Here is an 11,883-nt window from a genome sequence, read left to right on the forward strand (position 1 = left end):
CGCGAGCTATCGTTGGGACGAATTTTGCGTCGTGTGGGAAGGGGCTTTTGGGGTAATCCGCCCCCGCCCCCCCGCACACCGCGGGGCGGGGCGGGCGGCGGGGGTTTTACCTGAAACAGGTCTTGACACGCAAACAAAAACAATTATACTAAGTGTACAATGAACACTAACTACGAAGCGTATGAACAACCCGGCATCACCGTTGACCTCGCGATCTTCACGGTCAACAAAAACAAACTCAAGGTCATGCTGGTCAAAAGAGCCGAAGCGCCATTTCTTGATTTCTGGTCCCTGCCCGGCGGATTTTTGATGCACAAAGAATCCCTGGAAGATGCCGCATACAGAGTGCTGACTGAAAAGACCGGTGTCAAAGATGTGTACATGGAACAGCTTTATACATTCGGCGCACCCGAACGCGATCCGCGAGCGCGAGTTATCACTGTCGCATATTTTGCGCTCATCCCCTGGGAAAATCTTAATCAACCCGAATCAAATAAAATAAAAGACCTGACCTGGTATTCCGTCGATCAGCATCCCAAACTCGCATTTGATCACAAGGAAATTTTAAAATACGCGGTCCAACGTCTGCGGGCCAAGGCCAGTTACAGCAACATCGTCTACGGGTTAATGCCCGAACACTTCAGGCTTTCAGAACTTCAAACCATGTACGAGATCATCATCAACGACAAACTTGATAAAAGAAATTTTAGAAAGCGAATGCTTGCCACCGGCCTCTTGCAGGAAACAGGCGAAAAAGACATCAGCGGCGCACACAGGCCTGCCATGCTCTATCAATTTAAAAAACTCGAAATAACTTTTTCAAACTAGGTGACCATGAACAAACAACCATTGCCCATCCCTGATTTTTTTGATGCCTCCCGCGTGAGCGAGGTCTGGAAAGTGGATTATGCCGCCCGCGCAGATTCTGCCCGCAACTGGGCGCATCAACACAACCTGAAACCTGCCTCTGCTTCGAAGGACAGAATCTCCCTGTTGCTGATCGACGTGCAAAACACATTCTGCCTCCCGAATTTTGAGCTCTTCGTCGGTGGCCGCAGCGGACATGGCGCTGTGGACGATAACGTCCGCTTGTGTGAATTCATCTATCGCAACCTTGGCAGTATTTCACATATCAGCGCCACGATGGACACTCACATGTCGCAGCAAATTTTTCATCCCATCTTTTTTGTAGATAAAGACGGCAATCATCCAGCGCCTTATACCGATATTCACACCGCCGAACTGAAAGCAGGCACATGGACCTTCAACCCCGCGCTCGCACCAAATTATCAAATTGCGCCAGAATACGGGCAGCAAATGATGATCCACTATGCTGAAGAACTGGAACGCAAAGGAAAATTTGCATTGACCATCTGGCCGTATCACGCCATGCTCGGCGGAATCGGTCACGCACTTGTGCCCGCCGTGGAGGAGGCCATCTTCTTCCATTCAGTTGCGCGGCTTGCACAGCCTGATTTCGAAATAAAAGGCGACAAACCATTTACAGAAAATTACTCCGTGATCGGTCCTGAAGTGTTGACAGGCCCAATGGGGGAGACTCTTGGCACGCGCAACCTGAAATTCATTCAGCATTTACAGAGCGTGGATAAGCTGTATATTGCCGGGCAGGCCAAGAGTCACTGTGTAGCGTGGACAGTCGCTGACCTGCTTGAAGATATTCAAGCGGTAGACCCTGATCTTGCAAAGAAAGTATATCTGCTCGAAGACTGCTCCTCCCCCGTGGTCGTGCCGGGGTGGTGAGACCATACCGACGCGGCGAATGATGCGTATGTCCGCTTTGCGAAGGCCGGGATGCAGATCGTTAAATCCACGGAGCTGATCTCATAATCACGAAAAATCCAAACGGTCAATTGATCATTGTCTGGCGCGTTTACGAACCTTGTAATTTGAGCTGCCATTTTTGTGGATACAGCCGCGAGATCGTTCGTAAACGACATGTGACGGGCCCTGATGTCATGTTGAGTTTTGGAAAAGTGCTTTCTGAGTTTCAAGAGAAAACCGGAAAGGATGTGGTGGTGAGCTGGCTGGGCGGGGAACCTTTGCTGTGGAAGGAACTGCCTGCGATCTCTCACACGTATCGTCAGGATTTCAAGATCAAGCTGGGACTGACAACGAACGGCACATTGCTGTCTCAGGAAAATATCCGCCGGGATCTGATCGATGATTATTCGCTGGTCACGATCAGCATTGACGGTTTCGCTGAGTTCCATGATCTGCATCGCGGCGAAAAAGGACTCTTTGAGAAGATCAAGACATGTGCCGGAGTTGATCAAGGAAATTGATCAGGCAGACAGTGGGTTGAAATTAAGGGTCAACACGATTTTGATGCGCGAGAACCTGAATGACTTTGAGGCGTTTTGTATGGAAATGGCAGGCTGGGGCATCAAAGAATTAACCTTTAATCAACTCGGCGGAATTGACAGGCCGCAGTTCTATCCTGACAATCGTCTGCTGCCGGAACAGGCCGTCTGGTTTGCAAACGAACTTCCACAGATTCAAAAGAAAGCCGCTGCAAAAGGATTAAAAAATATTCAGCAGCCATCATTATCTTCAACGCATTATCGCGTCCAGTAATAACACTGCCATTCCAGTGGATGATTGCGGTCCCGGCCGGTCGTTTTTGTTTATCAATGAAGAAAACCTGGTCAGCCCGTGTAACTTCACAACCGAAGGATATGGCATTCCGTTATCAGAACTGCAGAACCTGGATGCATTGATGGAATTGCCGGCGCGCTTTCACGATAAACAACAGAACGAAAGAGCCGCGCCATGCAGGGATTGTCATAGCACACAGGTGTTCGAAAAATTCATCGCGCCTGAAATACAGAACCACTAATCCAATTTATTAATTCCCCAAAGGATCGAGAGAACCCCATGTCCATTTTCGACGGTAAACGACTTACAAACGAAACCTTCAAACTGGATATCGAACGCATGCGCCGCGGCTGGTACTCGGATAAATATTTCGAGAACATCAACCGCATGTTGATCAATTTGTCGCTTGAAGGCTATCGCTATTCGGGACAGTTCCATAATCTGCCGAATGGCATTTCCCCTGAGGATATTGATGTGGGCGATATCGAAGTAGAGATGCAGTGGTTCACACGCAGAATGGGTAAGACCACCGTGGTAGGTGTGGACAAATCTCTCGCGATGCTTAAACATTGCACAGGCTATTTTGAAGGCGATAAATTTATTGATACTTCAGACAAGCTTGAAGTGTGGGCGGTGCAGGATGGCAGTATTAAATACGAAGGCGACCCGACCAAGATCCAGCCTGTGATCAAAGTCCGCGGGCGCTATCGTGATTTTGCCCTGCTTGAAACTCCTTCGCTTGGAATTCTGACCCGTTCGAGTCGTGTGGCGACAAATGTCTATGAAACTCTGGTGGCAGCCAGCGGCAAACCGGTGTTGTTCTTCCCAGCACGTTTTGATGTGCATGAAGTGCAGGCCGCGGACGGATATGCTTATAACATCGCGTTACAGCGTTTCAACCGTGACCATGCGCACGAACTCGGGGCATTCGTTTCCACCGATGCGCAGGGAGATTGGTGGGGCGGCGCAGGCGGCGGGACGGTGGCTCATGCCGCGATCGCGTCCTTCCTCGGCGATACAGCCGAAGCGATGATGGAGTTCTCGCGCATTTTGCCGGCGCGCATTCCACGCATTGCACTGGTGGACTTTAATAATGATTCCGTGCGCGATACGCTGCGGGTAATCGGTTCGATGTTCGTCAAATACCGCGAGCTGATGGATGCCGGAAACGAAGAGGAAGCAAAGAAATATAAATTATATGGTGTGCGTTTGGATACCAGCGGAAGTCTGCGCGATGTGTCTGTCCAGCCGCTGGGTGAGCCGGCCCTCGATCTGGGCGTGAATCCGCGCCTCGTGTTTAACGTCCGCCAGGGACTGGATCATGCCTGGGAAAGCTGGAACATTCCCGACGTTTGGAAAGATGCGGCACGGGAATTTTGTCACAGTGTGAAGATCGTCGTCTCAGGCGGATTCAATCCCGAGAAGATCCGCAAATTTGAAAAACTCGAAGTCCCCGTGGATATTTATGCGGTGGGTTCGTATCTGTTCAATAACGGCAATTCAACGACCACCGATTACACAAGCGATGTGGTGCGCGTAAAAATTCACGGCGAGTGGATCGACATGGCGAAGGTGGGGCGTCAGGTGGGTGATAACGAGAATTTGGAAAGAATTTGGTGAGTGAGGAAAGGAATAGGTGAGAAGTTGGAAGTGAAAAGAGCTGCTCATTTTGTTGGTATCAGATTATTTTACGCTGGATAAAATACACATATTAATGGCTTTATCCAGCGTAAGTGTATGGAAAATGAAATACTAGCTCGGCTGCTTCGTAACAACAACCAATACGTATGGGTAAAACACACGGTCTCACGTTAGGAAAGTTTGCACCTTTGCATAAAGGACATCAATTGGTTATCGAAACAGCACTTGCCGAAATGGATGAAATGTCTGTAATTATTTACGACGCACCTGAAACAACAGCCATTCCGTTAAATATCCGCTCCAAGTGGATAAAAAGGTTATATCCAAAAGTAAAAGTAATCGAAGCGTGGGATGGGCCAACAGAAGTTGGCGATACTCCCGAAATAAAACGCAAACACGAAAAATATATCATTGACCAATTAAAGGTTTCCGGCATAACGCATTTTTATTCAAGTGAGTTTTACGGGAACATATGAGTATTGCGCTTGACGCAGTTAATGAGACTTGTAAATCCTGCTCGGGAAAACAACACTTGCCAGTAAATTGGCTGATGAATATAAAACGGTTTGGATGTCAGAATATGGGCGAGACTATTGGGAAAGCAATCAGGTAAATCGAAAGTTATCTTTAGAACAATTGGTAGAAATAGCAGAGATAGGAGCGTGAAAATAAATTGATTTACGAAGCAAATCAATTTATTTTCACTGACACTAACGCAATAACAACATTCATGTTCTCTATGTCTTACCATCAATCTGCTCATAACAGGCTGATCGAACTGGCAAACTTGGCTCAATCACGCTATGACTTGTTTTTTCTTTGTGATGTTGATATTCCATACGACGATACTTGGGATAGATCAGGCGATGTTAACAGGAAAATCTTCCAAAAACAAATAATCGGAGATTTGACTGTCCGAAAAAAATTCCTTTTATTGTTTTAGTGGAGATTTAGAAGCCAGAGTTGAAAAGGTAAAGATGGTTTTGAATAAGTTTCAGAAATATCAGTCGTTGACAGGGTTTTATAAAAGGATAAAAAATGGGTAATTTCTTCAGCGTTGACAATATAGTATTTACCATCCTTGGATACCCAATGAGTTATGTTGAATTTATTGGCACTATCCTGTATTTGTGGTCTGTCTGGCTTATTGCAAAACGAAACATATTGACATGGGCCGTTGGAATTATCAGTGTTTTACTTTACATGATTCTGTTTTATCAGATCAGACTTTATTCTGACACCATTGAGCAAATTTATTATCTTGGAGCAAGTGTTTATGGATGGTGGATATGGAACAAATCGCCCAAAAGATAACGGCAAATAACCGGTGTTAAATATAGCAAATTCAAGGGGACTAATTTTATGGGTTATCGTTACTGGTGTTCTCTCAATAGCTTTGGAGTTTTGATGAGTCGGGTACATAATTTCCTGCCAGCGATATTTCCAGAAGCGGCATCATTTCCTATCTTGACGCAATCACGACATTATGAGTTTTTCAGGCATGTGGTTGATGGCTCAGAAAAAATAGAGAGCTGGGTTTATTGGATTATTGTTGATGTTATCGGAATATGGCTATATTTCGTCAAGGATGTAAAATTCATTTTTTACTGTATGTGATTTTGCTTATAATGGCTTTCAATGGATTAAGAATGTGGCACAAGTCCATTCAAAATAACAGTGCTGCACTTCCAAAAACGCCGCCTAACAAGTACGAAATTGATGCTGAGGATTCTGCGAGATTTACGAGGTTTTTCTGCTCCCGCCAGAAGCGAGGCACAAATGATTAGGCGTTGACGTAATAATTAGTATTATTCAAAACATGTAAAAGAAAATGGGAATTTATGATTGACATCTTATGAAATCACCTGCCTATGCTCCAGGCTGTTGCTGCATTAATAGCCGGTCATTACCCGTTCACCCTCAATTGTATTTAGTATGCGGGATGTTCCTGTGCAAACGGAACAAGGATGGTACACAACTACCTCCTATATTCAGTATTCTTGGTCTTCCAGCCGTATTAGACTTGATTCAAACAAAAGGAATTACTTTTGTCTTTTGCGGCAACTTGTCTTTATAGTTTTGCTTCTTAATATCATTGTCCCAATTCTAAAAACATCTGGAAAATCATCACATTTTCTAGTCACAGATTGGTATAAGTGGTCAGTGCTGATCTCAACGATCGGTGGGCTTGCAGTAGCAGGCTACTTAACATTTATTGAAGCAACGGGCGCACAAATTGCGTGCGGACCATCAAGTGAGTGCGATACTGTTCAAAATAGTAGATATGCCATTCTTTTTGGATTTTTACCAGTCGGTATTTTAGGTTTGGCTGGCTATGTTGGAATTCTTGTGGCCTGGCTTGCTTCACAGTTTGGTTCCAGCTCAATAAAAAGAATAGCGGCATTAGCCATTTGGGCCACATGTGTGTTTTGCGTGTTATTTGAAATTTACTTAATTCTGGAGCTTTTTGTTATTGGAGCAACTTGCATGTGGTGTATATCCTCTGCTGTGTTATTAATGATTATTCTCTTGTTAGTTTCAACACCTGCTGCTCAGCAAGCGTTTGTTATAAAGATGATTAGAGTTTTGGCTCAAAAGGACTAACCAATGCAAGCAAATGGTTGGACGGTTCACGAAATTGAATACTAAAAGGAATCACAAAATCATGAAAGACTTTGATCCTGCTACAAGTTTTGGAGAAGATGTTGCCGCGAGCTATGATGACGATCTGCGCGGTGACGAAGATGCGGCAGCATCGTTTCTTTCAGCGATTGCTCAGGGACGGCCTGCGCTTGAGTTTGCGATTGGCACAGGCCGCATCGCTATTCCGTTGGCAGAAAAGGGTATTCAAGTCGATGGTATTGAATTATCCCCGCATATGGTTGAAAGACTCCGCGCCAAAATTGAAAATCATCCAATTAATGTAACAATGGGTGACATGAGCACAACGACAACCAACCAGCACTATGGTCTGGTCTATCTCGTTTACAACACAATCTTTAATTTGTTGACAGTTGATGACCAGATACGTTGCTTTCAAAATGCGGCTCGTCATCTCTCCTCTGATGGATGCTTCGTAGTTGAAACTGCATTACCCCACGCATGGATTTCTCCAGACAAACCGGATTATGTCCATGCTGAACATGTAGGCACTGACACCGTGTCTTTGGATGTTGCCCGCTATGATCCGGTAACGCAGTTGCTCGAAGAGAATCACATTTATCTGACTACGCACGGTATCACAATGTCTCCAATAGTATGTCGTTTAATCACGCCTGGCGAGATGGATTTAATGGCTCGCATTGCTGGAATGCGTCTTATCCAAAGATTTGCCAATTGGCAGCAAACTGCCTTTGATATACATAGCAAGGCGCATGTATCAGTTTATGGTTTTTAGAAAATCAAGTGGTCTAAGAGATTATTTCACGAAGACACAAAACGTTAAGACCCAAAGAACGTGTTTTTGTGTCTTGGATTGGGGGTTTGCCCCGGGGGTTCCACACAGAACACAGAGATCATGGAGAACAAACTCTGTGGACTCTGTGCTCTCTGTGGTGATGCTCTTTTTTTTCAATATTCGGACTTAAAGAATGCTCTATACCAGCCCTGTGTCTTACCCAAATCTTCCCATAATATAATCTTCGGTCTTCTTTTGTTTGGGAACGGTGAATAGTGATTTTCCTTCGCCGTATTCGATCAGTTCGCCTGTTAAAAAGAATGCGGCGTAATCAGCAGTGCGCGCAGCTTGTTGAACAGAATGCGGCACAAGGATGACCGTGTATTCTTTTTTAAGTTCAAGCAGTGCGGCTTCCACTTTGCCGGTGGAGATCGGGTCAAGGCCTGAGGTGGGTTCATCTAGCAAAATGACTTCCGGCTGTAATGCGATCACACGCGCCAGACAAACGCGCTGCTGTTGTCCGCCGGAGAGGGCGATGGCAGGCTCATCCAAACGGTCCTTCACTTCATCCCAGATCGCAGCGAGTTTTAAACTGCGTTCTACAGCTTCGTCTAATTTTGATTTGCGTTTTTCGCCCGCGAGTTCCAGCGCATAAGTCAAATTTTGGCGGATGCTCATCGGCAAGGGAACAGGCCGCGCAAAGACCATCCCAACTTTACGACGCAAAGCGATCACGTCCGTTTTTGGGTCGAGGATGTTTTCGCCGTCGATCAGGATGCGCCCCGAGCTGGCTTTGATCTCTGTCAGATCATTCAGACGATTCAAACAGCGCAGCAAAGTGGATTTCCCGCCTCCTGCCGGACCGAATAAAACTGTCACAGCGTTCTGACGAATTTCCATGCTGACATCGCGCAAAGACTCGGTGCCGTCGGAATATTGGAGGGAAAGGTTTTCGATGATTATTTTGTTCATTGTGGTTACCAGAGAGACGACAGACCCATGGCGGGGGGGGAAAAAAAGGGGGCCCGGAGGGGGGGCCCCCCCCCCCATGGGGGGGGGGGGCCCTTTTGGCGGGGGGGGGGGGGGGGGGGGGATGGGTGGGGAAAAGCCTGGTTGGGGGGGGGGGGGGGGGGGGGGCCCCCCCCCGGGGGGGGGGCTTGGGGGGGGGGTCCTTTTTTGGTTTTGGGGGGGGGGGGGGGGGGGGGGCCCCAACACCAAAAGACCCCCCCCTCCAGAAAGGGGGGGGGGGGCCTGGCCCCCCGGGGGGCCCCCGCAAAATTACCACTGCCGCCTCGCTCTTGCACGCGAACGAATAACCGTTGCGATCACATTCATGGTTAATACAAAGACCAGTAACACAAGCGCTGTTCCATATTGGATTTGGATCGGCATTTCAGGCACTTGCGTGGAAATAACGAATAGATGATAGGGCAGGGCCATGGTCGCATCGAAAGGGGATTGCGGCAAACGCGGCAGGAAGAAAGCGGCACCCGTGAAAAGAATGGGAGCGGTTTCGCCTGCGGCGCGTTCCAGACCAAGGATGACGCCTGTCAGAATACCCGGCAGGGCTTCCTTCAAAATAATGCGGCTGATGGTCTGCCAGCGGGTTGCGCCGAGTGAAATGCTCACGGTGCGGAAGGCCTGCGGCACGGCGCGTAATGCTTCTTCAGATGTACTGATGATAACCGGCAGGGTCATGATCGAAAGCGTGAGCGAAGCGGCCAGAATGGATGTGCCGAATTGCAGGAATAAAACAAATAATCCCAAACCGAACAATCCATAGACAACCGAAGGAATGCCTGCGAGATTAATAATTGCAATGCGGATTAAACGAGTCCACTGGTTGTCTTTGGCGTATTCTGAGAGATAAATGGCGGCGGCGATTCCCAATGGGACAGAAAAAATGGCTGTGCCGATCGTCAGATATAACGTGCCGATAATGGCTGGCAAAATTCCGCCCGCGCGCATTCCATCATGCGGAAAGCCGGTCAGGAATTCAACTGAAATGGCAGAGCCGCCTTTGAAAAGGATAAAGAGAATTGTGCCAACAATTGGCAGGACAGTGACAACCGCCATCAGGGTGATGCCGGAAAATCCAAGCCGTTGGACGGTGTGGCGATTTTTAGCGAGAAATTTCATCATTTGATTTTGAGTTTCATCTTTCCTCTTTCGTTGAAGTTAAGAAAGACGAAAGAAGGTTAAATTTCTACGAAAGAATTCTTTCCGCGCGTTTCTTGGCGCGGAAGACAACAGACGAAGCGATAACATTTACGACCAGCGAGATGATAAACAAAACCATGCCGATAAAAAACAGGACATGATAGTGTGTACTTCCATTTGCAACTTCGCCCATCTCTGCGGCGATGGTGGCTGTCATCGTGCGGACAGGGGAGAACAGGCTGCCAAGTTTTACGGCCAGCACCGGCGCGTTGCCTGTGACCATCATCACGGTCATGGTTTCGCCGATGGCACGTCCGATGCCGAGCATGACGGCGGTCAACACACCTGATTTCGCGGCGGGCAATGTCACACGCCAGATGGTTTGCCATTTGGTGGCACCCAATGCCCATGCACCTTCACGATACGCCCGTGGGACAGAATCAAGCGCATCCTCAGCTACTGATACGACTGTGGGCACGGCAATCCCTCCCAACAGCAGAGAACCTGTAAAGGCTGTCAGACCAGTTGGCAGGTCCAGAAAGACACGCAGAAATGGCGAGAGGACGAGAATGCCAAGAAATCCCAGCACGACCGAGGGAAGTCCGCCAAGCAATTCCACCAGAGGTTTTAAGATTTCACGCACCCAGCGCGGCGCGATCTCAGAGATGTAAACCGCGGTGCCAATCCCAAAAGGGACGGCGATGAGCGTTGCGCCGAGAGTCACGATCAGCGAACCGCTGATGAGCGGCAGGATGCCAAAATAATTTTCAATGGGATACCAGCGAATGTTGAGCAGTGAGGATGCATCCACTTCGCCGAGTGTGGGCAGGCCTTCGCGCAGCAGGAAGAAAAAGATGAGTGCAACAAACAGGATGGCTGAGTAACCAGAAGATTGGATCAATCTGGTAATAATGAATTCACGCCACGATAAGGATTTTTCCATAGATACTCACTTTTGTTAAACACAAAGGACACAACGGTCACGAAGGAAAAGAAAAAGCAGAAAATTCTTTCTTTGTATACTGAGCGCCATTCGTGTTTAAAGGATTTTTTATTTTAGTACGGGTACAAAACCCAATTCGGCAACGATCACTTGCGCTTCGTCGGAAAGGATCCAATCGAGATATTCTTTGATAATGCCGGCGGCTTCGCCGTTGGTGTACATATAAAGATCGCGCGCAATGGCATAGGTTTTATCGTTCACGGTTTCGATGGAAGGCAACACATATGCGCCGCCTGCTTCTTCGGCGATGGCAATTGTTTTTAGATCGTCAGGCACATAGCCGAGTCCATCGTAGCCAATGGCGTTCGGGTTATCGCGGACTTCTGAAATGATGCCCTCGGATGATGGAAGCAATAAGGTGTCCATTGAAAATAAAGTTTTATCATCCTTGCTGCCGAGGCGTAAAACGGTTTCAAGAAAATAAACATGGGTACCGGAATTTGTTTCGCGTGACAGGCGCACGATGGGGCGGTCTTCTCCGCCCACTTCCTGCCAGTTCGTATATTTGCCGCTGTAAATATCTGAAATTTGTTGCAGCGTTAACTTACTAACCGGATTGTTCGGGTTAACGATCACTGCAATCGCGTCGCGCGCAATGATATGTTCAACCGGTTCAACTCCGTTGGCTTGCGCTTCGGCGATCTCTTCATCCTTGATCTTGCGGGACGCGTTGGCGAGATCCACGGTGCCGTTGACGAGGGCCGCGATTCCTGTCCCTGACCCGCCGCCTGTTACTGATATGCGGACATCCGGGTGGTCGCCCTGATATTGCTCGGCCCAGGCCAGCGCGAGGTTGACGATGGTATCGGAGCCTTTATTTTCGATATAGTTTGCCGGGGAATTGGAGTCTGAGGAACTATTATTGGAAGATCCGCAGGAAGTGAGTATAAAAGAAGAGAGAAGAAAGAATGTTAGGAGGCGTTTCATCGGGTGGGATTATAGTCGGTGGGAGGGGCGTAGACAAGTAAACGGTAAATGTGGGTAGGCGGGTAGATTGGTAGACAGATAAACAAATACACAATGTATAAAATTCATCCTTCATCCTTCATCCTTCATAATTCATCCC

The 11,883-nt window shown here is 47.7% G+C and carries 15 protein-coding genes and 1 pseudogene; 12 read left to right on the forward strand and 4 right to left on the reverse strand.

Annotated elements, in window-relative coordinates; genetic code table 11:
* Positions 1–159: 159 nt before the first annotated feature.
* The 12 genes and pseudogenes from IPL71_RS02320 (at position 160) to IPL71_RS02375 (ending at position 7,654) form a co-directional block, all read left to right on the forward strand.
* Positions 160–828: an NUDIX hydrolase gene (locus IPL71_RS02320; protein WP_345318466.1), complete on the forward strand. Its 669-nt coding sequence runs from the start codon at positions 160–162 to the stop codon at positions 826–828.
* A gap of 6 nt (positions 829–834) precedes the next feature.
* A pseudogene (locus IPL71_RS02325) lies at positions 835–1,848 on the forward strand (cysteine hydrolase family protein).
* 59 nt (positions 1,849–1,907) lie between these two features.
* The gene (locus IPL71_RS02330; protein WP_345318468.1) at positions 1,908–2,303 is read left to right on the forward strand and encodes a radical SAM protein; all 396 of its coding nucleotides are present in this window, start codon (positions 1,908–1,910) and stop codon (positions 2,301–2,303) included.
* Positions 2,287–2,595 carry a hypothetical protein gene (locus IPL71_RS02335; protein ID WP_345318470.1) on the forward strand — a complete coding sequence of 103 codons (309 nt, stop codon included), beginning with the start codon at positions 2,287–2,289 and terminating at the stop codon, positions 2,593–2,595. The genes IPL71_RS02330 and IPL71_RS02335 overlap by 17 nt, the downstream gene beginning before the upstream one ends.
* Before the next feature lie 46 nt (positions 2,596–2,641).
* Positions 2,642–2,857 (forward strand): hypothetical protein, encoded by a 216-nt coding sequence (locus tag IPL71_RS02340; protein WP_345318472.1) that lies wholly within the window; start codon positions 2,642–2,644, stop codon positions 2,855–2,857.
* 38 nt (positions 2,858–2,895) lie between these two features.
* Positions 2,896–4,236 (forward strand): nicotinate phosphoribosyltransferase, encoded by a 1,341-nt coding sequence (locus tag IPL71_RS02345; RefSeq protein WP_345318474.1) that lies wholly within the window; start codon positions 2,896–2,898, stop codon positions 4,234–4,236.
* A 227-nt stretch (positions 4,237–4,463) separates the two neighbouring features.
* Positions 4,464–4,733, forward strand: coding sequence for a hypothetical protein (locus IPL71_RS02350; RefSeq protein ID WP_514130730.1), 270 nt, complete (start codon positions 4,464–4,466; stop codon positions 4,731–4,733).
* A 94-nt stretch (positions 4,734–4,827) separates the two neighbouring features.
* Positions 4,828–4,923, forward strand: coding sequence for a hypothetical protein (locus IPL71_RS02355; RefSeq protein ID WP_345318794.1), 96 nt, complete (start codon positions 4,828–4,830; stop codon positions 4,921–4,923).
* Between the two features lie 73 nt (positions 4,924–4,996).
* A complete protein-coding gene (locus IPL71_RS02360) occupies positions 4,997–5,200 on the forward strand; it encodes a hypothetical protein (RefSeq protein WP_345318796.1) in 204 nt (67 codons plus the stop codon).
* Positions 5,201–5,349: 149 nt separating this feature from the next.
* Positions 5,350–5,571 (forward strand): nicotinamide riboside transporter PnuC, encoded by a 222-nt coding sequence (pnuC, locus tag IPL71_RS02365; protein ID WP_345318798.1) that lies wholly within the window; start codon positions 5,350–5,352, stop codon positions 5,569–5,571.
* A gap of 741 nt (positions 5,572–6,312) precedes the next feature.
* Positions 6,313–6,861, forward strand: coding sequence for a vitamin K epoxide reductase family protein (locus tag IPL71_RS02370; RefSeq protein WP_345318478.1), 549 nt, complete (start codon positions 6,313–6,315; stop codon positions 6,859–6,861).
* A 61-nt stretch (positions 6,862–6,922) separates the two neighbouring features.
* Positions 6,923–7,654: a class I SAM-dependent DNA methyltransferase gene (locus tag IPL71_RS02375; RefSeq protein ID WP_345318480.1), complete on the forward strand. Its 732-nt coding sequence runs from the start codon at positions 6,923–6,925 to the stop codon at positions 7,652–7,654.
* Between the two features lie 216 nt (positions 7,655–7,870).
* On the opposite strand, the gene IPL71_RS02380 is transcribed toward IPL71_RS02375, so the two are convergent.
* From IPL71_RS02380 to IPL71_RS02395, 4 genes are all read right to left on the reverse strand, one after another.
* On the reverse strand, positions 7,871–8,626 hold the full coding sequence (locus tag IPL71_RS02380) for a phosphate ABC transporter ATP-binding protein (RefSeq protein ID WP_345318482.1): 756 nt from the start codon (positions 8,624–8,626) through the stop codon (positions 7,871–7,873).
* 306 nt (positions 8,627–8,932) lie between these two features.
* Complete coding sequence (pstA, locus tag IPL71_RS02385; protein WP_514130731.1) at positions 8,933–9,796, reverse strand: phosphate ABC transporter permease PstA; 864 nt, start codon at positions 9,794–9,796, stop codon at positions 8,933–8,935.
* A 64-nt stretch (positions 9,797–9,860) separates the two neighbouring features.
* Positions 9,861–10,757, reverse strand: coding sequence for a phosphate ABC transporter permease subunit PstC (gene pstC / locus IPL71_RS02390; RefSeq protein WP_345318485.1), 897 nt, complete (start codon positions 10,755–10,757; stop codon positions 9,861–9,863).
* A 108-nt stretch (positions 10,758–10,865) separates the two neighbouring features.
* Positions 10,866–11,744 carry a PstS family phosphate ABC transporter substrate-binding protein gene (locus IPL71_RS02395; protein WP_345318487.1) on the reverse strand — a complete coding sequence of 293 codons (879 nt, stop codon included), beginning with the start codon at positions 11,742–11,744 and terminating at the stop codon, positions 10,866–10,868.
* Positions 11,745–11,883 lie beyond the last annotated feature (139 nt).

Origin of the sequence: Candidatus Villigracilis proximus (genome assembly GCF_016717045.1) — a bacterium.
Taxonomy (GTDB): domain Bacteria; phylum Chloroflexota; class Anaerolineae; order Anaerolineales; family Villigracilaceae; genus Villigracilis; species Villigracilis proximus.

Bases quoted from the DNA above. Each gene is read 5' to 3' on its own strand.
- IPL71_RS02320 (WP_345318466.1), top strand. From the start codon at position 160: ATGAACACTAACTACGAAGCGTATGAACAACCCGGCATCACCGTTGAC.
- IPL71_RS02345 (WP_345318474.1), top strand. From the start codon at position 2,896: ATGTCCATTTTCGACGGTAAACGACTTACAAACGAAACCTTCAAACTG.
- IPL71_RS02355 (WP_345318794.1), top strand. From the start codon at position 4,828: ATGTCAGAATATGGGCGAGACTATTGGGAAAGCAATCAGGTAAATCGA.
- IPL71_RS02360 (WP_345318796.1), top strand. From the start codon at position 4,997: ATGTCTTACCATCAATCTGCTCATAACAGGCTGATCGAACTGGCAAAC.
- pnuC (WP_345318798.1), top strand. From the start codon at position 5,350: ATGAGTTATGTTGAATTTATTGGCACTATCCTGTATTTGTGGTCTGTC.
- IPL71_RS02375 (WP_345318480.1), top strand. From the start codon at position 6,923: ATGAAAGACTTTGATCCTGCTACAAGTTTTGGAGAAGATGTTGCCGCG.
- IPL71_RS02380 (WP_345318482.1), bottom strand. From the start codon at position 8,626: ATGAACAAAATAATCATCGAAAACCTTTCCCTCCAATATTCCGACGGC.
- pstA (WP_514130731.1), bottom strand. From the start codon at position 9,796: ATGATGAAATTTCTCGCTAAAAATCGCCACACCGTCCAACGGCTTGGA.
- pstC (WP_345318485.1), bottom strand. From the start codon at position 10,757: ATGGAAAAATCCTTATCGTGGCGTGAATTCATTATTACCAGATTGATC.
- IPL71_RS02395 (WP_345318487.1), bottom strand. From the start codon at position 11,744: ATGAAACGCCTCCTAACATTCTTTCTTCTCTCTTCTTTTATACTCACT.